We start from the raw sequence: 19,547 nt of genomic DNA on the forward strand, positions 1-19,547 counted from the left end.
CTCCGTGTGTCACGCTGGGGGTATGCGGGCGGACGCGAGGAAGAACTACGACCATCTCCTCGAGGTCGCCCGCGGCATCGTCGCCGAGCACGGGGCGGACGCCTCGCTGCGGGACATCGCCCGCCGGGCGGGCGTGGGGCTCGGCACCCTCTACCGACACTTCCCGACCCGGGAGGCCCTGCTCGAGGCGTTGCTGCGCAGCAGCTTCGGCGACCTGACCGCTCGCGCCGAGCACCTCGGGCGCAGCGTCCCGCCGGGCGAGGCCCTCCTGACCTGGGTGCGCGAGTGCACCCGGTTCACCACCACCTACCACGGCGTGACCCAGGTGATGGTGGCCGCGATCGAGGAGCCCGACTCCGCCCTGCACGCGTCCTGCGTCGAGCTCCGGGCCGCCGGTGCCCGGTTGCTCTCCCGGGCGCAGGACGCGGGCGCCGCCCGCCCCGGGACGGACGGCACCGACCTCTTCGCGCTCATCGCCGGCCTCGCGTGGCTCGGGGACCAGCCGGCGCTCGCCCCGCGCGCCGAGCACCTGTTCGACGTGATCGCCGTACCGGCGCTCGGCGGCCACGACGTCGTCGGGGCCACGGTGCACGCGGACCACGAGCTCCCGACCACGGGCTGAGCCCCCGGCTCGCGGTCACCCGGGCTGCACGGACCGCACGGCGTTCCGCGAGGTCGGCGCCACGACCTGCGTGACCAGCCCCGTGGCGACGTCGTAGGCGTAGCCCGAGACGGCGACGTCGCCGGACACCGTGGTCGCCTCGAGGACGCGCTGCACGTCGCCGGGGACGGTACGGGCCGGGTCGAGCACCGCGGTGCGCTGCAGGGTCGCGTCGTCGAACCCCCGGGCGACGAAGCCCGCGCGCAGCTCCGGGTCGGCCATCAGGCCCGTTCCGCAGTCGGTGTGGTGGATGACGACGAACTCGAACCAGGGCTCGTCCGGGGTCTTCACCTCGTGCAGGTAGCTGATCCACGCCAGGTCGTCGAGCACGGCGTCGGTCACCCGCCCGCCGACGGTGCGCGCCACGATCGCGTCGCCGAGGTCGAGCTCGAACAACGCGGCGGGGTCGACCCGCGGGTCGATGCAGGTCAGCAGGTAGACCTGGCGGGTCGGGAGGAAGGGGATCGCGGGCACCCGGTCCTTCGCGCCGGTGGCGGCGAAACGACGGTTGGCGACGAGGAGGTGGTCGAGGTCGGACATGTCTCGAGCGTGCTCCGGGACCGGTCCGGTGGTGAGGGGCACGACGGCCGGAAATCGTCGGGCTCCGGCCACGTCCCGGCCCTCCGGCGCGTGGTCAGCCCACGACCGGGCGGCGGGCGTGGCGGTAGGCGGTCGGCGTGGAACCCAGCCGGCGGGCGAAGTGCAGCCGCAACGTCGTGGCGCTGCCGAAGCCGCAGTGCTCGGCGATCTCGTCGACTCCCAGGCGCGTGGCCTCGAGCAGCCGTTGTGCCTCGAGGACCCGCTGCCCGGTCAGCCACCGCATCGGGCTCGACCCGGTCTCGTCCTGGAACCGGCGGGTGAACGACCGCACCGGCATCCCCGCGTGGCGGGCCAGGTGGTCCACCGTCAGGGGACGCTGCATCTGGGCGATGGCCCACTCGCGCGTGGCGCCCAGACCGCCGTCGGCCGGCAACGGGCGCTGGGCGTACTGGACCTGACCCCCGGTGCGCTGCGAGGCCACGACCATGCGCCGCGCGACGTCACCGGCAACGGCCTGCCCGTGGTCGCGACGGACCAGGTGCAGACAGAGGTCGATCCCCGCCGAGATGCCCGCGCTGGTGAGCACCTGGCCCTCGTCGACGAAGAGCACGTCGGGGTTGAGCCGCACCGCCGGGAAGGACGCGCGGAACTCGTCGGCGTACTGCCAGTGCGTCGTCGCGGTGCGGCCGTCGAGCAGACCGGCCCGGGCGAGGGCGAAGGCGCCGACGCACACGGACGCGATCCGCGTGCCGCGCCGGGCCGCCTCGCGCAGGGCGTCCAGACCCGCCGGATCGGGCGCGTCGAGCGGGTGGAAGCCCGGCACGACGACGGTGTCGGCCCGGGCGAGGGCGTCGAGCCCGTGGGGGACGTCGATGGCGAACCCGGTCGACGAGGGCACGGCGCCCGCGGCGACCGAGCAGACGGTGAAGTCGTATCGCGACCGCTCGTCGCGGTGTCCGAAGACCTGGGCCGCGATCGACAGGTCGAACGCCACGACCGACGGCAGCGCCAACGCCACGACGCGGTGCGGCGTCATCCCGCCGTCTCCCGATCACCGTCGCCCGCACCGCCGGGGACCGGTCCCGACGGGACGTCCGCCCTGCCGTCGTGGGGTACCTCGACCCATGTCTCGCGGCGCACGCCGCTGATTACACCCGGGAGCGCGCCCGCGCGAGGTCGTCGGGGCGGGCCGAGCTCGGTCTCCGGCCCCACCGCGGGCGGACCGTGATCCGGAGACCCTCCGGCTTGATCGTGATCGACTCGCGCACGTCGAGCTCGTAGCCGGGGTCGGCGACCAGGTCGAAGCGGTGGACGACCATCGCCAGCACGAGCACCGCCTCCTGCAGGGCGAACTGCCGGCCGATGCAGGCCCGCATCCCCGTCCCGAAGGGCTTGAAGGCGTTGGCCGGGAGCGCGGCCCGCCGGGACGGCGCGAAGCGGTCGGGGTCGAACCGCTCCGCGTCGGCCCCCCAGACGTCCGGCTGCCGGTGCAGCGCCATCGTCAGCGCCATGATCGGGGTGCCGGCCGCGAACTCGTACCCGCCGACCGTCGTGTCCTCGAGCGGGCGGCGGAAGAAGGCCGGCGCCGTCGGCCAGAGCCGCAGGGTCTCCTCGAGGATCTGGGAGACGTAGGGGAGCCGTCCGAGCTGGGCGTCGGTCGGCGGGACCGTCGGGTCGGTGCCGAGGACCGCGTCGACCTCGTCCCGCGCCCGGCCGGCGATCTCGGGGTGCCGGGACAGGTAGTGGACGGCGAACGCCAGCAGGCCGCTCGTCGTCTCGTGGCCCGCGACGAGGAAGGTGATGCACTGGGAGATGATGTCGCGGTCGGGCAGTCGGGCCCCGTTCTTGTCGACGCCGGCCAGCATGCAGCCGAGCAGGTCGTCCCCGGGCTCCCCGGACGCGCGGCGCCGGTCGATGATGCTCTGCACGGTCGTCGTCATCAGCTCGACGCTCGCGTCGAAACGGCGGAGCGCCCCACGGCGGGCCTTCGCCACCGCGTCGGGCAGCCGCGTCCGCGCCTGGCCCTCGGCGAGCATCACCATCATCGCCTCGACGAACGGGTGCATGGTGCTGCGGTAGAAGGAGTTGAACCGGTACCCGAAGCCGCACAGCGCGATCGTGTCGAGCGTCAGCCGGGTCATGTCCGCGGTGACGTCGACCGGCTCGCCCCGGTTCAGACGCTCCCACTTGAGCATCAGCTGGCCGGCGATGTCGACCATCAGCGGGGTGTAGCCGCGGATGGAGCGCATCGAGAACGCGGGCAGGAGGACGTCGTGGGCGCTCTTCCACAGCGGGTCGTCCGACTCGGAGGTGAACAGTCCCCGGGTCGGCAGCGCGCTCCCCAGCGTGTACTGGGGCTTGGCGACGAACTTGGCGAAGCGTGACTCGTCGCAGAGGTCGTCGAACATCGGCAGGCCGGAGGCGACGTACCGCTCGCCGCCCAGGATGTCGATCTTCATCATCGGGCCGTACTGCAGCGCGAGGTCGGTCATCGTGCGGATCATGCGACCGCGCGGCAGGTCGAACAGGTTGCCGACCAGGGGTCGTCCCGGGGGTCCGGGGATCGGGCGGGCCCCGGGCGGGCGGGGGTTCGGGTCGGCCACGGCGTGCTCCTCCGGCGACGGTCTCCTTCGCCACCGAGTGTGGGCCGCGCCGCCCGCCCGCGGACCCGCGCGACGTTCCAGTCGCCCTGCCAGGCCACGTGGGGTGACGCCGCGGGGACCTCGGGTGACCGGACTGTCGGGTGGTCGCCCGGGCCCCGTCGGTCACCCGCGGGCCGTCCGGGTCACAACTTCTCGGCGAGCACGTCGATCGGGCTGATCTCGGGTGCCGACGCGAAGAGTTCCTCGCTCCGCTCACCGAGGGCCTTGCCCACCGCGCCGTCGAGGTGCGCCTTCCGGGCGGACTCATCCGGGAAGGCGTCGATGATCCCGAAGGTGGTGGCATCGAAGCGGACCGCGAACCACGGGTAGGTGTCGGGTTCCTCCCGGACCAGAGGCAGGGCGGACCGCAGGAACTCCTCGACCGCGTCCTCCTGACCGGGCTTGGCCTCGAGCTTCACGAACAGTGCCTTCGTCGCCATGGATCGTCTCCCGTGCTCGCCAGGGGTGCGGGTCCCGAGGACCGGACGGAGGAACTCCTCGCCCGTTCCGCTGCTGGCACTCTGCTGGAGCGGCCCACCGTGCGCGTCGGCTCCGGAGGACGGAGGTGGGCGCCGGCGTTGGACCTCCCGGGGGCATGGGCTTCCGCTCGCGAGCGGACCGGGCACCGTCGTCCGGACCCCTCGTCGCCGAACGGCCGCTGGTTGCCGTACGCGGATGGACCGCTGCCGCCCGTGCTGGATAGATCTCTGCGCGGTTCGTCCGACGCTCCCCGGAGCCCGCACCACACCGCGGGCTCCTGCCGGACGGACCTCCCCGACCGGACGCCCGATCGCCTTCCCCAGCGACGGGCGGCCGGCGCGGGACGGGTCCGGGCCGTCCAGCCTTCCCCCCGGGCGACCCGGTCCGGACCCGTCCCGCAGCCCCCCCGCCCCGACGCCGAGTGCGATCCGCGGACGGGCCGGGGCTCGGCGGCTCCGCCCCGTCCGGGCCCGTCGTCGACACCCCGGAGGACCGCCTCGAGGTCGTCGCGTCGGGAGAGGCGGTCGCCCTCGCGACGGCCGCGGTGCTCGACGGTGGCCTGCGCCCGGACCTCGTCGGGGTGCCGGTGGTCGACATCGACCCGGTCCACGTCGTCGTCGCCCACCGGCACGGTGCGGACGACGCCCTCGTCCACGCCTTCCTCGACGTCGTCCGGGCACCCCGTCAGGCGGGACGCCCGTCGTAGGCCGTCCGTGCGTCGCTGCTACGGGGTCTTCGGGAGCGACACCTCGAGGGTGGCGCTGCACTGCAAGGCCCGGGCGGCCCGCTCGACCAGGCGTCCCGCGGAGGTCCTGGCGACGCCCGCGCGGTCGATCAGGTCGTCGAGCATCGCCGCCGTCCTCGCCGCCCGCAGCGGGCGCTCGTGGTGCGTGGTCGAGGCTCCGGCCGGTCGTCCGGGACCGGAGGACGGCGACGGCCTGCCCGCGTCGGACCGGCGTCGCCGGGCCGCGTCCTCGGCCGTGCGCGGCCGGATGCATCTCCGGTCGGGCTCGAGACCGGCCCGGGGGACGGAGCTGGTGCCCGTGGGTCGGGGGTCCACCGGATCGTCGTCGGGCTGCATCGAACCGGCTCGCTCCCACACCGTCGAGGCCCTGGGGACGCCGGGGCCGGTGCCCGGAGACTCGTGGAGCGAGGGGGGCGCGGTCGATCCGCGGACCGCAACTCCCGACCGCCGGGCGACGGCCGGTGCCGGACTCAGCTGCGGTCGAGTCGCGGGTAGACGATCTCCTGCACGACGAGCAGCACGGCGGCGGCGACCGGGATGGCCACCACGGCTCCGATGACTCCCAGCAGTGCACCGCCGATCAACACCGCGACCACGGTGAGCACGGCGGGGACGTCGACCGTCCTCCCCATGATCTTCGGCATCAGCAGGTAGTCCTCGAGGAGCTTGTAGACCACGAAGAAGCCGGCCGTGGCCAGCGCCACGGGCCAGGACACGGTCAGTGCCACGAGCGTGGTCACGGCGCCGCCGATCACGGCCCCGACGACGGGGACCAGGTCCAGCAGGGCGACCAGCACCGCCAACGACAGGGCGAAGGGCACCCCGAGGACCAGCAGCCAGACGAACGTGGCGGCGCCGGCGATCACCGACATCACCACGTTGCCGAGCACGTAGCCCCCGAAGCGCACGCAGATGGCGTCGCCGATCAGGATGGCGCGGGGCCGCCGCGACGCCGGCGCCAGCCGGTACGCCGCGCGGCGCATCGCGGGCAGCGTGGCGAGGAAGTAGACCGTGAGCACGACGACGACGAGGGTGTCGCCCAACCAGCCCAGGATCGCCAACCCCACCCCGAGCACGCCGTTGATCACCGCCGAGCTGTTGTCGGCGAGGGTCTGCTGGAGGTGCTGCTGCAGTCCGAACCGGGCGTCGAGCTGCCCGACGGTCGAGCTGCGGTCCTGCAGCAGCTGCAGGTACCGCGGGGTCTGCTGCAGCAGAGTGGCCGCCTGCTCGATCATCGGCGGGACGGCCAGCGCCAGGAATCCACCCAGGACCGCGATGAACCCGACGCAGACGAGGGCGACCGCGGTCCCGCGCCGCAGCCCGCGGCGGGCGAGCCAGGACACCACCGGTTCCAGCCCGAGCGCGACGAACAGCGCGACCCCGATCAGGATCAGGACGTCGGCCGCGCCGGTGACCAGCTGGGCCACGGCGATGACGACCGCCACGCCGAGCGCCGCACTGAGCCCGATCAGGAACGGCGACCGGCGATCCAGCGGGGAGCCCAGCGGGCCGAGGGGCTGCTGCGCGGTGCTCGAGTGCGCGGCGGCCGCCTCGGCCTCGGCGATCGGCCCCTCCGCGTCGACGTGGGGTTGGGCCACCGAGCGGTGATGCCCTCGCCCCGCGCCCGCCTCCGGGACACCGTCCGGCGCCGTGGGGCGCCGGTCGCCGACCGAGCCTGCCGTCAACGGTCCCATCCCAGGAGCCGGACCGCGTCGTCGGCGACGTCCTCGTCGACCATCACCTCGTACCTCGCGGGACGCATGGCGGTGACGGAGGCGAAGTCCCGGCGTCCTCCCTGCAGGGCGTGGACGAGCAGTCCGAGCACGGCGCCGACGACCGCGCCGAAGATGAGGCCGTACACCGTGAGCAGGAGCAGACCGATCAGCGGGACGATCCAGCTGAACAGCCCGAAGAGCCAGCCGAGCAGCGCGCCGGTCACGGCGCCACCGGCCGCGCCGCGCAGCGCCGCGCGGGGGTAGTCGAGCCGACCGGTGACCTGCTCGACGAGCTCGAGGTCGCGCCCGACGATGGCCACCCGGTGGACGGGGAAGCCGCGGTCGGAGAGGGCGTCGACGGCCTGCTCCGCGGCGGCGTAGTCCGGGAAGCTGCCGATGGACCGGCGCGACGCGGCGCTCGGCACCGCAGGGCGCTCCGGCGGCGCCGTGACGGGGGAAGGGCTGTCGGTCATCGTCCGCTGCCTCGATTCGTCGTCCTGGCCGTGATCGGTCCCCACCACCGTCACACCGCTACCGCGGCGACACATCGACATCGCAGGGCGAGATGGCCGTCCCGGCTCGCCCTGCCGGGACCAACCGGGGTTCGGGAGCTCAGGCGGGGGCGACCCCATCCGGGAGCGTCGACGACCGACCTGCGAGGAGCTCCAGATGGGCGGCCAGAGCGCGCCGCCCGAGGGGTCGCGCCGTCCACCCGACACAGCCGTCCGGTCGCACGAGGACGGCGTCACCGCCTTGCATCCCGTAGGCGGAGGCGAGCTCGCCGGCAGAGTCGACCAGGCACGGTTCGCCGGATTCGGCGAGGACGTCCGCGATCCCCGGCGCGGCGACGACGTAGACGCGGATCGGGAAACCGGACGCCGTCGTGTGCTCCCGGATTGCGACCACCTCGTCGACCTCGGCGAGGTCCTCGACGTAGGCGAGCACGGCGAAATCGGTGCCCGCGAGGACGGCATGGAGCCGGACAGGGTCGGTGACCGTCGCCCGCCGCATCCCCCGGGCGTCGGGCGCCCGGTCGCCCGGTCGGACACCGAGGGGCTCCCCGCTCGACCCGACGATCGGGCTCTCGGGATAGGCCACGAGCAGTTGGGCCTCCCGACGGATCGCGGCCGTCGGGTCGTAGCCGTCCTGTGCGTGGCGCACGGTCCGCCCGACGACCTCCTCCCCGACCGGGTACCGCTCGGCGTGATAGCTCTCGAGCAACGACGGTTCGGCGTGGCCCTCGACGACGAGGGCGAGCTTCCAGGCCAGGTTGAACGCGTCCTGGATGCCGGTGTTCATGCCCTGGGCACCGGNGGGTGGGTGGATGTGCGCGGCGTCGCCGGCGATGAGGACCCGCCCGAGCTGGTAGCGCGCGGCGAGGCGGTGGCTGATGCGGAACACCGACGACCACCGCAGGTCGGAGACCGTGGTCGGCTCGGGCGCGAGGCGGTCCACGACCGCCTGCAGGTGGTGCAGCGTCGGAGCACGGTCCGCCTCCAGGCCGTGGGCGATGCCGTCACCGGCCGCCTCGTCCCGACGGTGTCGGAGATCGGGAGCCGCCAGCATGGAGATGCGGTAGCGGCCGTCGCCGGGGAGCGGGACGGCGACGAGGACGTCGTCCGGGCCGTCGGTGACCGGGCGGGTGAGCCGGACGCCGTACCCCGCGGGCAGCGACCAGTCGAGGACGACGTCGCCGAGCATGTACTCCTCGGCGAACGCGTCGCCCTGGAAGACGAGTCCGAGACCCTTGCGCACCACGCTGTGCGCGCCGTCGGCGCCGACGAGGTAGCGGGTGCGCACGGTCTCCTCGCCGCCGGGGGTGTCCAGCCGCACCGTGACGCCGTCGTCGTCCTGGTCGAACCCGCGCAGCGCCGTCGAGCGCTCCACCGTGCCGCCGTGCCGGCGCAGCTCCTCGGCGAGCAGCCGCTCGGTGGTGTACTGCGGCAGCGTCGTGAAGCCGTACGGGACGTCCGCCGGCAGGTGCAGGTCCTGCCGGGCGACGAGCTCGCCGTCGCGGTAGACGAGCTGCCCCCGCAGCGCCCGGACCTCGTCGAGCGCGGCCGTGAGCATCCCGGAGCGTTCCCAGTGCTCGAGGGTCCGCGGCTGCAGCCCGACGGCCTTGGCGTACTGCCGGGGCGCCGCGAGCTCGTCGATCACCCGCGCGCGGACCCCGCGCCGGGCGAGCTCGACGGCGACCGTGAGGCCGACCGGGCCGGCCCCGACGACGACCACGTCCTGGTCCATGAGTGCCCCCTCAGCTGCGACGGGCTGGGCCCGGGATGAATGGTCGGCCGCCGTCGACGCGGACGGAAGCTCGTCCCGTCGGTCACCGGGTCGGGGCGGCGGCCGGATTGCCGGGCGCCTGCATGCCCGGATAGAAGATCGGGAGGATCGCCTTGAGTACGGTGAGCGCCGACCCCTCGCCGGAGGGCACGGCGGCGAGGTTGGTCGCGATCACGATCGTCAGTCCGGTCGCGGGGTCCTGACCGGCGAAGGTCATGTAGCCCGGGATCTGACCGTCGTGACCGATCAGGGGTCCGAATGCGGCGATCCCGATGCCGTACCCGCCGCCGTCGGGATGCGCCGGATCGGTCGGGCGGATGCTGGCCATCCGCGCCTGCTGCGTCGCGGGGTTCAGCAGGCGGCCGCCGACCAGGGCCTGGACGTAGGTGGTGAGGTCCCCGACCGTCGAGATGGCCCCGCCGGCGGCCCACGCCCAGGACGGGTTGGCGTCGGTCTCGTCGTTCGGCGCCAGCGCCCCCGATTTCGCCGCGACCTGCTGGTCGGGTGGCAGGGCGTAGGACGACATCGTCGAGACGTTGGTCCCGAACGCGTAGCCGCGGGCGAACGGCGCCGGGATGGTCGCGTCGGTCCGCACCGGCAGCGAGGTCTGGCTCAGGCCCAGGGGGGTGAAGATGCGGTCCGCGAACGCCCGTTCCAGCGGTTGCCCGGTGAGCCGCTCGATCACCTCGCCGAGCAGGACGATGTTGGTATTGCTGTAGTCGAAGGTGGTGCCCGGCTCGGCCTGCGGCGGATGGGTGAAGGCGATGGCCAACAGCTCGTCGGGCGTCCACGCCTTCGCGGGATCGCGGTCGAGGGTCTCGTTGAACGTCGGGTCGAACGTGTAGCTGAAGAGCCCGCTGCGCATCTCGGCGAGGTCCGCGATCGTGATCCGGTCACCGTGGGGGACGCCCGGGCGGAACCGGGCGATCGGGTCGTCGAGCGACAGCTTGCCCTCCTGCACCAACTGCAGGATGACCGTCGACGTCATGGTCTTGGTGACGCTGCCGATGCGGACGTGGTCGGCAGCGGTGATCGGGTCGTCGCGGCCGAGCGTGCGGGTGCCGAACGTGCCGGTCCAGTCCCCCTGGGTCGGCGACACGACGCGCACGACGACGCCGGGGATGACGTTCTCCGCCATCGCCGCGGTGACCCGCTGCCGCACCGGTGCCGCGTACGCGGGCTCGCCGGGCGCCGCGGAGGTCGGGCCCGCACCGGCGGTCGCCGGGCCCGCCGCACCGGCGGTCGCCGGGCCCGCCGCACCGGCGGTCGCCGGACCGGGTCCGCCGCAGGCGGCGAGGACGAGCGCCGCGACCGCGAGGAGCGGGGCGACGCCGGTTGCCAGCTTCATACCGGCCTCCAGAAGACACCGAGAGTGACGCCGAAACGGACAGAACCGTCCACAAGATCATTCGTTCGGCCCTGCTGAACACGGCAAGTTACTCCAATACCAGCAAAGAACAACTCTTGTGGAGCAGCCTTCTGGTCCCTACTCTCCCGACTCGCCACTCGGATGGCCTAACGCCGAGGGCGGCACCCGCAGACCGGCAGCAGAGCGGTGGTGGCATCGATGACGTCGACAGCTCGTCGCCGGGGACTCCGCGGACGCGTGACCGCGCTGCTCGCGGTCGCCGTCCTGAGCACGGGGTGCGCGGCGTCGACCGGGGCCGGCGGGGTGACGGCACCGTCCCCGTCGACGGATCAGGCTCGTGCGATCGCAGCGGTCGTCGACGCCGCGATGACCACGGATCACCTCCGGGCGGCGATCGTCAAGGTCACCGTGGACGGTCGGGAGGTCCTGCGCCGTGCCACGGGCGAATCGATGCCCGGGGTGCCGGCGTCCCCGGACATGCACTTCCGCGACGGCGCCGTCGCCATCTCCTACGTCGCGACGGCACTCCTGCGCCTGGTCGACGACGGCAAGGTCTCGCTCGAGGACCGGGTGTCACGGTGGCTTCCCGAGATCCCGTACAGCGACCAGGTCACCCTCGGACAGCTCGCCCAGATGACGTCCGGCTACGTCGACTACGTGTCGACCCCGGAGCTCACGGCCGCGCAGTACGCCGACCCCTTGCGACGGTTCACGCCCGAGGAACTCATCGCCTTCGGCACCCGACGGCCGCTGCTCTATCCGCCCGGCACCAACTGGAACTACTCGCACACCAACTACGTGATCCTCGGACTCGCCCTCGAGAAGACCACGGGCCGGCCGATGGCCGAGTTCCTGCAGGACACCGTGCTGCGGCCGCTGGGGCTCGTCGACACGGTGGACCCGGGCACACCGGCGATCCCCGAACCCGCCCTGCACGCCTACACCGCCGAGCGCCGCCAGTTCCTCGGGATTCCGGCAGGCGGCCCGTTCCTCGAGGAATCGACCTACTGGGATCCCTCGTGGACGATCACCCGCGGCGCCATCCAGACCACGACCATCGACGACCTCGCGACGACCGCGACGGCCGTCGGGAGCGGCACGCTCCTCTCACCTGCCTCACACCAGGCGATGCTGACCAGGGACCTGATCGGGCGCACCACCACGTTGCCCGGGTGCACGACCTGCTTCCCCCAGTCGTCGAACTACACCTACGGCCTCGGCGTCGTCTCCACCGGCGACTGGGTCATGCAGAACCCGATGTTCGCCGGGGAAGCCGGCGCCTTCGCCTCCCTGCCGTCGCGCAAGGTCGCGATCGCGGTCGCCGTCACCTTCGACCAGGCCGCCTTCGACCCCACCACGGGCGCCTACCGGAACATGGCCGACCGGCTGTGGCGCCGCATCGCGGCAACGCTCGTCCCGGACGACGCTCCCCCGATGCCACCGGGACCGTGAACCGCCGGGGAGTCGGAAGGTCGACAGCTCAGGCCGCGGGCGTGCCGTCCCGCTCCAGCCTCCCGAGACCGTGCCGCAGCAGCGAGTTGCGGTGCGCGACGATCGCCGTGCCCAGGGCGTCGGCGGCCCTGCGGACGGCAGGGCCCTCCTCCCCCGAGACCTCCTCCACGACCTGTCCCAGCCGCGCCGCCACCCGCGCGAGGTCGTCCAGCACGTCCGCCGACCAGAAGAACCGGTCGATGCCCGCCGGCCGCGCGTCCCGCACGGCGTCCAGCCCGCGCAGCGCCTCGAGAGCCTCCCGCACCGCCACCGAGCCGTCGTTGCCCGCCATGGGAACTCTTCTACCCGGTCGCAGGTCATCCGGGCACCGACCATTCGGATGCCGTGCTCGCGGTCATCGAGCGGTCACCCACCGGGACGGGCCGGAGCGGGCCGGGATCAGAGCAGGCCGGACGAGGTCCGCACACGCTATTTTCTCCTCCGTCCGCCCTCCGTCCGCCCGCGCCCCTGGGAGTGTCATGGTCGTCCTCGGCTTCACCCTGAAGGTCCTCGGATTCGCTGCCCGCAAGGCGTCGATGATCGTCGCCCCGGTCGCCGTCGTCCTCGCGTGGGGCGCCGCCGAGCAGGCAGCGGACAAGCGGCGGACGGTGACCACCGACACCGGCACGAGGACCTGAGAGACGCCCGCCGGCTCCGTGTCGTCCGCCCGTCCCTCGGTCAGTGCGGGACGGCACCCCGGGCGTCGATGTGCAACGCGGCCAGGTTGTCCTGGGCGGGGTGCACGAGCCCGACCGGTCCCTGGGCGTACGCGAGCAGGAGGCGCCGGGTGATCGCGCTGATCACGGGCAGCGTGCGGGGGCTGCGGGCAGCGCGTGTGCACCCCGGGTCGAGACCGCAGATCCAGTACTGGGTGCCGGCCGAGAACACACCCGCGCCCCCGACGGCGGTGTAGTACGTCGTGTCGGCGGTGTCGGGTCTCCCCCGGCAGCTGACCGGGGAGTGGAAGAGCACCTCGAGGGGCCGAGGGGTCGGCACGGTGAGGTCCACGCGCTCGTACTCGTTGCCGACGAGGTCGACGTAGTGCTCACCGGGCGCCACGATGCCCGCCAGCAACCAGTTCTCCGGGTCGGCGACCACGAGGTCGGCCTGGACGGGATTGCACTGGTAGAAGTTGCCCAGCACGGTGCTCTCGGGGCGGGGCACGGGTCCCTCGCGCCACTGCGGCGTGGCCGCGGCGGGGTCGGTGAGGTGCACCGGGTCCTCGACGAAGGACTTGTAGTCGATCTCGAGGCGGTGCGGACCGACCGGGGTGTCGCCGAAGCGCATGTGCCGGTACATCTCGTTCCCGCCGAGGAACGCGAGGTTGACGCCGCGGTCCCGGGCAGCGGTGACGGCGTCGCGCATGCCCGGTGACCAGTACTCGTCGTGCCCGAGCGTGATCACGGCGCGGGCACCGTCGAGCAGGTGGGGGTCCTCGTCGAGGTCGACGTCGGTGGCGTAGCCCAGCGGCACGCCGGTGCGCTCGGCGAAGAGCACGAACGGCAGCTCGAAGAAGAGGAAGTCGCCGGCGCCCTGCATGACGTCGGCCTGGTAGGGCCGGTCGAAGGACACGGCCCGGGCGCGGCCCGCGCCGTGTCCCGCGGGGTCCTGGTAGAGGCTGTAGCCGCCCCAGCGGTTGTAGGCCTGCCACGTCGTCACCGCGTTGACCACGACGATCCGCCCCTCGTTGGTCGGGCTGCGGACCGTCAGCGGCACGAACTGCTGGGCCCCTCCCCCGTCCAGGCGCAGGAGGTAGTCGCCGGGGCGCCATCCCGCGGTGGGGACGTCGAGCGACGGGCGCCAGGGCGCGGTCACGGTGTGGGTGCCCGGCGCGACGGCGGGCGGCGCCTGCCGCGTGCCCGGCTGGGGCGCCGACGTCCAGACCTGCCGCGCCTCGGACCCCGCATAGGCCCCCATGCGGAACGCGGTGACCGTGAAGGTCGGCGACACGGTGGAGACGAACAACCGCACGGGCGCTCCGGGCAGGACGCTGGTGTGGTCGGCGAACCCCTCGATCGCGTGCTCGGGTCCGGGGTGGCTCACCTGCCAGCCCGCCGTGCCGGGGGAACCGGGCCCGTCGTCGGGAGCGGGAACGGGTGACGGGCTCGGAGACGCCGTCGACGGCACCGGCGACGGCGGTGGGACCGACGGCTCGGTGGTCGCGCAGCCGGCCAGGAGCACGCCGAGGACCACGACCGCCAGCACGTTCCGCAGCGGACGCCCCATGGGGGTGGATCCTGCCCTGCTCGCCGCTCCACGCGCGTCCGCAACGCGCTCCTTGGCAGGCGGCCGTGCCGCACACGGACGCGCCCCGAGGTCCGGGCGTTGACGCAACCCATCGGTTGCTGCAGAGTAGCAACCAGCTGATTGCCATGCCGGTCCGACCCGAGGAGAGCACCATGCCCACCAGCACCGACTACCGCACGACCGTCCGAGTCCACGCTCCGGCCGAGGTCGTCTTCGACGCCGTCACCACGACCAGCGGGCTCGCCGCCTGGTGGAGTCCCGTGACGGGCTCGGGCCTGACCGGGGGCGAGCTGCGGTTCCCGATGGTGGCCGGCCAGCCACCGCTCCTCGTCCACGTCGACGAGGCGACCCGTCCGGGCACCGTCCGCTGGACGGTGGCCGAGTGCACCTTCATGCCGGACTGGGTCGGCACCCGGCCGACCTTCACCATCACGCCGCTCGACGACGACCACAGCGAGATCACCTTCGAGCACCGTGGCCTGACCGACGAGCTCGAGTGCAAGGACATGTGCAGCCGCAGCTGGGACCACTTCGTGGGCACCAGCCTGCGCGAGCTGGTCGAGGGCGGCCCCGGCGCTCCCAACCGCAGTCCGCGTGACCTCGCCCGTCGGGCCGCCGAAGGCCGCTGACGCCGATTCCGCCGGGGACGGCCCGGCCTGGCCCGGGCCGTTCCCGGGCCGGCTGGACCGGCCCGACATCATCGACGAGTCGCTTCCCGAAGGGCGGAGTCATGGCTTTCCCCGACCGTATCGAGCGTGCCGTGACCCTGGAGCGCGCACCGCACGAGGTATGGCAGGCACTCACCACGGCCGACGGTCTCGGTGCCTGGTTCGGCGAGCGTGCGACGATCGACCTGCGTCCCGGCGGCGCAGCCACGATCACCTTCGCGGGCGGGATGACGGTCGACATGCGGATCGAGCGCGTCGAGCCACCCACGGTGTTCGCCTACACCTGGCGGCTGCCCGACCTGCCGGCGGACGACCCCCGCCGGACCTACGTCGAGTTCACGCTGGAACCCGCCGGCGCCGGCACCCTGCTGCGCGTCGTCGAGAGCGGCTTCGCCCAGCTCCCCGTCGACATCCGCCGCGAGACCTACACGTCGCACGACGAGGGCTGGTCGCGGGAGCTGACCGAGCTGGCGGAGCACGTCGATGGCGGCTGACGTCGTCGACATCGAGGCCGCCGCCGAGCAGGTCTTCGTCGCGCTCGCCGACCCGACCCGCCGCGCCATCCTCGCCGCCCTCGCCACCGACGGCCCGTCCACCGCGACCGACCTGGCCGCCCGGCTCCCGATCAGCCGTCAGGCCGTCGCCAAACACCTCGCCCTGATGGCCGACGCCGGTCTGGTCACCCCGGAACACGGCGAGCGCCGCCGCGTGCGCTACCGGCTGCGCACCGCGCCGGTACAGCTCGCCCGGCAGTTCCTCACGGCGCTCGCGCACTCCTGGGACGACCGGCTCGACGCCCTGCAGCACCATCTCGAGGCGCCCTGAGGCCCGGAGCGTGCCGTCGCCGACCGCGCCGGCGACCACGGCGGACGTCGGCTCAGGGCAGGGCGGCGCCGGGGAAGCCGCGGACCGGGTGGACCTCGTAGCGGAAGATGCCGGCGCGCACGCCGGGGTCGTCGTCCAGGATCCGCCGGGTCTGCTCGACGTCGGTGGTGAACACCCCGTAGCCCGCCACACCGCTCCCGTCGGTGACGGGCAGTACCACCGTGAGCAGGCCGGCCTCGACGAGGGCCATGTTCCGCCGGCCGTGCTCCCAGACCAGCGCGTCGTGGGCGGGGCGGGCGAACGACTCCGTGGCCGCCAGCACCACCGCCGTGTAGTCCCTCGTGCCCGCGAGGCGCTCCTGCATGGTCGCGTCGCTGACCACGGGCAGCGACCGGCCCAGCGCGACCCCGCTGAAGGGCTGCTCCGCGGTCTTCGCGAAGCCCTCGAGGCTCCACCCCGAGCTGACCGCGTTGCGCATCCCCTCCCAGCCCTCCCCGTGACGGTCGAGGTGGCGGTGGACGAGCTCGACACGGGTCCGCGCGGGATCGAGTTCGGTGAAGGTGATCTCGACCTCGCTGGTCCGCGCCGGGTCGGTCTCGATCTGCCAGGACAGGCTGATGTCCCAGCTGAAGCAGACGCGGTCCGGGGGCTCGTAGGCCAGCACCCGGGCCCAGCGGCACTCGCTGCCGTCCGTGCCCCGGTCGACGATGCCGCCGCCGACGTACGGCTCGAACACCATGTCCGCGAGGGGCGCCTGCAGGATGTGCTTGTCCTCGTCCCACCAGGTGGCGATGCCCTCGGTGAAGACGCGGAACGCGTGCTCGCGCGGGGCGGCGACGTCGATCCGGGTGCTCACCCACGTCGATCCCGACTGGTTCGTCACGAATCCTCCCGGTGGTGGTCGGCGACGTCCGGTCGCCGTGTCGTGGCCGGGCCGGGTGCCCCGGCCTCGGCGGCGTGGCGGAACGCGTCCAGCGAGCGGCTCCAGAACGCGTCGAAGTACGAGCGCAGCAGCGCCAACGCGTCCGGGTCGACGGCGTAGACACGGCGCGTCCCGATCGGCACGTCGCTGACGAGCCCGACGGCCTTCATCACCTGCAGGTGCTGGGACACGGCCGACCGCGTCACGGGCAACCCGCGGGCGAGATCGGTCGCGGTCGCGGGCTCGTCGAGCAGCCGCTCGAGCAGCGTCACGCGCATCGGTTCACCCAGCGCCTCGATCATCGACCTCGCGTTAGTCATGACTTGCGAAAGCTATCGCTGTCACGTCGGGACGGTCAAGGCGGATCGGCGACTAGGCTCACCACGCCGGCGCGGTGGGCACGAGCGAGGAGCGGAACGGTGGACGAACCCCTGGCCGGACCGGGCGCGAGCACGCCGCGCGGTCTCGGGATGAGCGTGGGCCGGCTCGAGGCGTTCAGCGACGGCGTCTTCGCCATCGTCATCACGCTGCTCATCCTCGACATCAAGGTCCCGACGGGCGCGGAGGGGCACCTCGCCGCGGCGCTGGGACAACAGTGGCCGCAGTACGTGGCCTACCTGTCGTCCTTCTTCATCGTCGGGATCATCTGGCTCAACCACCACGCCACGGTCAACCTGCTCGCCCGGACCGACCACCGCCTGCAGCTGCACAACCTGCTGCTGCTGCTCCCGGTCAGCGTCCTGCCGTGGCCCACGGCGCTGCTCGCCGAGTACACCTATGACGCCGACCGCGCGGACCAGATCACCACGGTCCTCATCTACGGTCTGACCAGCACCGCCATGGCCGTGGCCTTCAACACGATGTGGCGCTACCTGATCAGCCGCCCGCAGCTGCACAAGCCGGGCGTGTCGCCGGAGCTGCTCGCGGTGCGCAACCGCCGGTACAACCTCGGGCTGCTCAGCTATCCCGTCGCCACGGCGATCGGCCTGTTCAGCGTGCCGGTGTTCCTCGGCCTCATGTTCCTGCTCGCCGCCCTCTACCTCCTGCCCACCCCCGACACCCGCAGCTGACGGTGCGGTCCCGTCGGGCGCCCGGTCAGCAGCACGCCACGCGTGGTCGGGCCCAGTCCGAGATCACCCGGTGACCGACGCGCTGTCCGGGCGACCCGTCGACGGCGTCGAAGGCGTGGTCGGCCCCGGGCACGACGATCCGGTCGACCTCGACCCCCCGCGCCCGCGCCGCCGCGACGAACCGGTCCAGACCCGCCGCCGGGACCAGCCGGTCCACACCCCCCTGCACCACCAGGGTCGGCGGGGCCACGGGACTCAACGCGTCGATCCCCGACACCGCCCGATAGCGCTCCGGGACCTCCGCCGGCGAGCCTCCGGTGTAGGCCCGCTTGAAGGCGCGGGCGTCGGCGTGGGGCAGCCCGTGCTCGTAGCCGTCGACCGGGTCGAGCGCCGGGTACTCGGCGACCACCGCCCGCGGGGCCGGCACCGGCAGCCCGCACGCGGAGTCCTGCGTCCCGGTCGCCGCCCGGTAGCCCACCGACACCGCCAACTGACCGCCCGCCGACGCCCCGGCCAGCACCATCCGCCCGAGGTCCCCGCCCAGCCGGCCCGCCTCGGCGGCGAACCGGCCGAGGGCACAGGCGACCTGCGGCCCGGCGAGATCCCAGGTCGGCCGCCCCGGCACGGCGAGCTCGTACTCCACGCTCATCACCAGCCAGCCCTCCTGCGAGAAACGGCGCAGGTCGGCCGGCCGGTCGACGTCGGAGCCGGCGATCCACCCCCCGCCGTGGACCCAGACCAGTACGGGAGCCGGCGCCGCACCCGTCGGGAACCAGAAGGAGACGTGGAGCGGGGTCCCGTCCGAGGTCGACGTGAACACCGACCGCAGGTCGGGGCCGGTTCCCGACGACGGGTGCGGCCGGCCGCCCCCGACCGGCGCCTCCCCGGTCGGGCGCGCCACCGCCGACGCCCCGGCCGCGAGCACGACGACGACCGCCACCAGCAGCGGCACGAGACCACGGCGCAGGAGGGCGGACGACGTCACGCCGGCAGGGTCCCAGCTCCCGGTTGCGGCGCGGGTGCCAGCGCGGGCTCGAGCAGGCCCAGCGCGGCGACGACGCAGCTGCCATGTCGTCGTCATGCCGGCGAGCGTGGTCCGCCGACCGTGTCAGGTAGATGAGAGCACTCTCTCCGACCTCACATGTCGGGCTCATCATCGGCTCAGCAGGATGCGCCACATGCGGGTGCTGGTGGTCGAGGACGAGGTGCGGATGGCCGCGCTCATCCGGCGCGGGCTCGAGGAGGACGGGTACGCCGTCGACGTCGCCGCCACAGGGGCCGACGGGCTCTGGCAGGCCGAGGAGTTCGGCTACGACGCGATCGTGCTCGACGTCATGCTGCCCGGCGCCGACGGCTTCGAGGTCTGCCGACGGCTGCGCGAGTCGGGACGCTGGGCCCCGATCCTCATGCTGACCGCCCGCGACACCGTGGGCGACCGCATCCGCGGCCTGGACGCCGGCGCCGACGACTACCTGCCCAAGCCCTTCAGCTTCGGGGAGCTCGCCGCCCGGCTGCGCGCCCTCATCCGCCGCGGCGCCACCGACCGGCCGACGATCCTGCGCGTCGGGGTCCTCGCGCTCGACCCGGCCGGCCGCCGGGCGTGGCGCGGGGAGGACGAGCTCGCCCTGTCGGCCAAGGAGTTCGCGCTGCTGGAGCTCTTCCTGCGCCACCCCGACCAGGTCCTGTCCCGCACCGTGATCCTGGAGCACGTCTGGGACTTCGCCTACGACGGCGTCTCCAACGTCATCGACCAGTACGTCTCCTACCTGCGCCGCAAGATCGACAAGCCCTACGGCAGCGAGATGCTCGAGACCGTGCGCGGCGCCGGCTACCGCCTGCGGGCGACCGGTGCCCCGTCCGCGGACACCGTGCCCGGACGCTGAGACCGA

At 73.4% G+C, this 19,547-nt stretch carries 23 protein-coding genes; 9 read left to right on the plus strand and 14 right to left on the minus strand.

The features are described 5' to 3' along the window. Nucleotides 1-22: 22 nt before the first annotated feature. Complete coding sequence (locus A3CO_RS0121580; RefSeq protein WP_018334329.1) at nucleotides 23-622, plus strand: TetR/AcrR family transcriptional regulator; 600 nt, start codon at nucleotides 23-25, stop codon at nucleotides 620-622. 15 nt (nucleotides 623-637) lie between these two features. Here the strand turns inward: A3CO_RS0121580 and A3CO_RS0121585 are convergent, their stop codons facing one another. The 4 genes from A3CO_RS0121585 to A3CO_RS0121600 form a co-directional block, all read right to left on the minus strand. Then, a complete protein-coding gene (locus A3CO_RS0121585) occupies nucleotides 638-1,201 on the minus strand; it encodes a carbonic anhydrase (protein WP_018334330.1) in 564 nt (187 codons plus the stop codon). Between the two features lie 94 nt (nucleotides 1,202-1,295). Continuing rightward, nucleotides 1,296-2,237 (minus strand): GlxA family transcriptional regulator, encoded by a 942-nt coding sequence (locus tag A3CO_RS0121590; protein WP_018334331.1) that lies wholly within the window; start codon nucleotides 2,235-2,237, stop codon nucleotides 1,296-1,298. A gap of 112 nt (nucleotides 2,238-2,349) precedes the next feature. Next, a complete protein-coding gene (locus A3CO_RS35055; RefSeq protein ID WP_018334332.1) occupies nucleotides 2,350-3,804 on the minus strand; it encodes a cytochrome P450 in 1,455 nt (484 codons plus the stop codon). Between the two features lie 182 nt (nucleotides 3,805-3,986). Beyond that, a complete protein-coding gene (locus tag A3CO_RS0121600) occupies nucleotides 3,987-4,283 on the minus strand; it encodes a putative quinol monooxygenase (RefSeq protein ID WP_018334333.1) in 297 nt (98 codons plus the stop codon). A gap of 461 nt (nucleotides 4,284-4,744) precedes the next feature. Between A3CO_RS0121600 and A3CO_RS0121605 the strand changes: the two genes are divergently transcribed. Continuing rightward, nucleotides 4,745-5,029: a hypothetical protein gene (locus A3CO_RS0121605; RefSeq protein ID WP_018334334.1), complete on the plus strand. Its 285-nt coding sequence runs from the start codon at nucleotides 4,745-4,747 to the stop codon at nucleotides 5,027-5,029. Between the two features lie 18 nt (nucleotides 5,030-5,047). Here A3CO_RS0121605 and A3CO_RS40125 read toward each other — a convergent pair whose 3' ends face one another. From A3CO_RS40125 to A3CO_RS0121630, 5 genes are all read right to left on the minus strand, one after another. Next, nucleotides 5,048-5,173, minus strand: a complete 126-nt coding sequence (locus A3CO_RS40125; RefSeq protein WP_281167697.1) for a hypothetical protein — start codon at nucleotides 5,171-5,173, stop codon at nucleotides 5,048-5,050. 365 nt (nucleotides 5,174-5,538) lie between these two features. Further along, a complete protein-coding gene (locus A3CO_RS0121615; RefSeq protein ID WP_026204849.1) occupies nucleotides 5,539-6,666 on the minus strand; it encodes an AI-2E family transporter in 1,128 nt (375 codons plus the stop codon). A gap of 83 nt (nucleotides 6,667-6,749) precedes the next feature. Further along, complete coding sequence (locus tag A3CO_RS0121620) at nucleotides 6,750-7,256, minus strand: YflT domain-containing protein (protein ID WP_026204850.1); 507 nt, start codon at nucleotides 7,254-7,256, stop codon at nucleotides 6,750-6,752. A 139-nt stretch (nucleotides 7,257-7,395) separates the two neighbouring features. After that, on the minus strand, nucleotides 7,396-9,027 hold the full coding sequence (locus tag A3CO_RS0121625; RefSeq protein ID WP_018334338.1) for an FAD-dependent monooxygenase: 1,632 nt from the start codon (nucleotides 9,025-9,027) through the stop codon (nucleotides 7,396-7,398). An 82-nt stretch (nucleotides 9,028-9,109) separates the two neighbouring features. Continuing rightward, nucleotides 9,110-10,414: a serine hydrolase domain-containing protein gene (locus A3CO_RS0121630; RefSeq protein WP_018334339.1), complete on the minus strand. Its 1,305-nt coding sequence runs from the start codon at nucleotides 10,412-10,414 to the stop codon at nucleotides 9,110-9,112. A 258-nt stretch (nucleotides 10,415-10,672) separates the two neighbouring features. Here A3CO_RS0121630 and A3CO_RS0121635 point away from each other — a divergent pair, with 258 nt between their 5' ends. After that, nucleotides 10,673-11,887, plus strand: a complete 1,215-nt coding sequence (locus tag A3CO_RS0121635; RefSeq protein WP_018334340.1) for a serine hydrolase domain-containing protein — start codon at nucleotides 10,673-10,675, stop codon at nucleotides 11,885-11,887. Nucleotides 11,888-11,915: 28 nt separating this feature from the next. On the opposite strand, the gene A3CO_RS0121640 is transcribed toward A3CO_RS0121635, so the two are convergent. Further along, nucleotides 11,916-12,218 (minus strand): hypothetical protein, encoded by a 303-nt coding sequence (locus A3CO_RS0121640; protein ID WP_018334341.1) that lies wholly within the window; start codon nucleotides 12,216-12,218, stop codon nucleotides 11,916-11,918. Nucleotides 12,219-12,405: 187 nt separating this feature from the next. Between A3CO_RS0121640 and A3CO_RS38355 the strand changes: the two genes are divergently transcribed. Next, the gene (locus tag A3CO_RS38355; protein WP_018334342.1) at nucleotides 12,406-12,564 is read left to right on the plus strand and encodes a hypothetical protein; all 159 of its coding nucleotides are present in this window, start codon (nucleotides 12,406-12,408) and stop codon (nucleotides 12,562-12,564) included. Nucleotides 12,565-12,604: 40 nt separating this feature from the next. On the opposite strand, the gene A3CO_RS0121650 is transcribed toward A3CO_RS38355, so the two are convergent. After that, on the minus strand, nucleotides 12,605-14,152 hold the full coding sequence (locus A3CO_RS0121650) for a N,N-dimethylformamidase beta subunit family domain-containing protein (RefSeq protein ID WP_018334343.1): 1,548 nt from the start codon (nucleotides 14,150-14,152) through the stop codon (nucleotides 12,605-12,607). A 173-nt stretch (nucleotides 14,153-14,325) separates the two neighbouring features. On the opposite strand from A3CO_RS0121650, the gene A3CO_RS0121655 reads away from it, so the two are divergent. The 3 genes from A3CO_RS0121655 to A3CO_RS0121665 all read left to right on the plus strand — a co-directional run bounded on the left by A3CO_RS0121655 (nucleotide 14,326) and on the right by A3CO_RS0121665 (nucleotide 15,666). Then, nucleotides 14,326-14,802 carry an SRPBCC family protein gene (locus A3CO_RS0121655; RefSeq protein WP_018334344.1) on the plus strand — a complete coding sequence of 159 codons (477 nt, stop codon included), beginning with the start codon at nucleotides 14,326-14,328 and terminating at the stop codon, nucleotides 14,800-14,802. A gap of 101 nt (nucleotides 14,803-14,903) precedes the next feature. Further along, complete coding sequence (locus tag A3CO_RS0121660) at nucleotides 14,904-15,335, plus strand: SRPBCC domain-containing protein (RefSeq protein WP_026204852.1); 432 nt, start codon at nucleotides 14,904-14,906, stop codon at nucleotides 15,333-15,335. After that, nucleotides 15,325-15,666, plus strand: coding sequence for an ArsR/SmtB family transcription factor (locus tag A3CO_RS0121665; RefSeq protein WP_018334346.1), 342 nt, complete (start codon nucleotides 15,325-15,327; stop codon nucleotides 15,664-15,666). The genes A3CO_RS0121660 and A3CO_RS0121665 overlap by 11 nt, the downstream gene beginning before the upstream one ends. Before the next feature lie 52 nt (nucleotides 15,667-15,718). Here A3CO_RS0121665 and A3CO_RS39125 read toward each other — a convergent pair whose 3' ends face one another. Beyond that, nucleotides 15,719-16,522, minus strand: coding sequence for an SRPBCC family protein (locus A3CO_RS39125; protein ID WP_211214514.1), 804 nt, complete (start codon nucleotides 16,520-16,522; stop codon nucleotides 15,719-15,721). Between the two features lie 23 nt (nucleotides 16,523-16,545). Next, nucleotides 16,546-16,890, minus strand: coding sequence for an ArsR/SmtB family transcription factor (locus tag A3CO_RS39130; RefSeq protein ID WP_018334348.1), 345 nt, complete (start codon nucleotides 16,888-16,890; stop codon nucleotides 16,546-16,548). Nucleotides 16,891-17,007: 117 nt separating this feature from the next. Between A3CO_RS39130 and A3CO_RS33680 the strand changes: the two genes are divergently transcribed. Continuing rightward, nucleotides 17,008-17,658, plus strand: coding sequence for a TMEM175 family protein (locus A3CO_RS33680; RefSeq protein ID WP_018334349.1), 651 nt, complete (start codon nucleotides 17,008-17,010; stop codon nucleotides 17,656-17,658). A gap of 25 nt (nucleotides 17,659-17,683) precedes the next feature. Here A3CO_RS33680 and A3CO_RS33685 read toward each other — a convergent pair whose 3' ends face one another. Then, a complete protein-coding gene (locus tag A3CO_RS33685; RefSeq protein WP_051086024.1) occupies nucleotides 17,684-18,643 on the minus strand; it encodes an alpha/beta hydrolase in 960 nt (319 codons plus the stop codon). A gap of 193 nt (nucleotides 18,644-18,836) precedes the next feature. Between A3CO_RS33685 and A3CO_RS0121690 the strand changes: the two genes are divergently transcribed. Further along, on the plus strand, nucleotides 18,837-19,541 hold the full coding sequence (locus A3CO_RS0121690; RefSeq protein ID WP_018334351.1) for a response regulator transcription factor: 705 nt from the start codon (nucleotides 18,837-18,839) through the stop codon (nucleotides 19,539-19,541). Nucleotides 19,542-19,547 lie beyond the last annotated feature (6 nt).

The sequence above is a fragment of the Actinomycetospora chiangmaiensis DSM 45062 genome (genome assembly GCF_000379625.1).
GTDB classification, from domain to species: domain Bacteria; phylum Actinomycetota; class Actinomycetes; order Mycobacteriales; family Pseudonocardiaceae; genus Actinomycetospora; species Actinomycetospora chiangmaiensis.

What these genes read in the sequence shown, in the direction of transcription:
- A3CO_RS0121640 (WP_018334341.1), bottom strand. Translation starts at nt 12,218, where the DNA reads ATGGCGGGCAACGACGGCTCGGTGGCGGTGCGGGAGGCTCTCGAGGCG.
- A3CO_RS0121630 (WP_018334339.1), bottom strand. Translation starts at nt 10,414, where the DNA reads ATGAAGCTGGCAACCGGCGTCGCCCCGCTCCTCGCGGTCGCGGCGCTC.
- A3CO_RS0121690 (WP_018334351.1), top strand. Translation starts at nt 18,837, where the DNA reads ATGCGGGTGCTGGTGGTCGAGGACGAGGTGCGGATGGCCGCGCTCATC.
- A3CO_RS0121580 (WP_018334329.1), top strand. Translation starts at nt 23, where the DNA reads ATGCGGGCGGACGCGAGGAAGAACTACGACCATCTCCTCGAGGTCGCC.
- A3CO_RS0121590 (WP_018334331.1), bottom strand. Translation starts at nt 2,237, where the DNA reads ATGACGCCGCACCGCGTCGTGGCGTTGGCGCTGCCGTCGGTCGTGGCG.
- A3CO_RS39130 (WP_018334348.1), bottom strand. Translation starts at nt 16,890, where the DNA reads ATGATCGAGGCGCTGGGTGAACCGATGCGCGTGACGCTGCTCGAGCGG.
- A3CO_RS0121655 (WP_018334344.1), top strand. Translation starts at nt 14,326, where the DNA reads ATGCCCACCAGCACCGACTACCGCACGACCGTCCGAGTCCACGCTCCG.
- A3CO_RS0121620 (WP_026204850.1), bottom strand. Translation starts at nt 7,256, where the DNA reads ATGACCGACAGCCCTTCCCCCGTCACGGCGCCGCCGGAGCGCCCTGCG.
- A3CO_RS0121600 (WP_018334333.1), bottom strand. Translation starts at nt 4,283, where the DNA reads ATGGCGACGAAGGCACTGTTCGTGAAGCTCGAGGCCAAGCCCGGTCAG.
- A3CO_RS0121650 (WP_018334343.1), bottom strand. Translation starts at nt 14,152, where the DNA reads ATGGGGCGTCCGCTGCGGAACGTGCTGGCGGTCGTGGTCCTCGGCGTG.
- A3CO_RS40125 (WP_281167697.1), bottom strand. Translation starts at nt 5,173, where the DNA reads ATGCTCGACGACCTGATCGACCGCGCGGGCGTCGCCAGGACCTCCGCG.
- A3CO_RS0121665 (WP_018334346.1), top strand. Translation starts at nt 15,325, where the DNA reads ATGGCGGCTGACGTCGTCGACATCGAGGCCGCCGCCGAGCAGGTCTTC.
- A3CO_RS38355 (WP_018334342.1), top strand. Translation starts at nt 12,406, where the DNA reads ATGGTCGTCCTCGGCTTCACCCTGAAGGTCCTCGGATTCGCTGCCCGC.
- A3CO_RS0121585 (WP_018334330.1), bottom strand. Translation starts at nt 1,201, where the DNA reads ATGTCCGACCTCGACCACCTCCTCGTCGCCAACCGTCGTTTCGCCGCC.
- A3CO_RS0121660 (WP_026204852.1), top strand. Translation starts at nt 14,904, where the DNA reads ATGGCTTTCCCCGACCGTATCGAGCGTGCCGTGACCCTGGAGCGCGCA.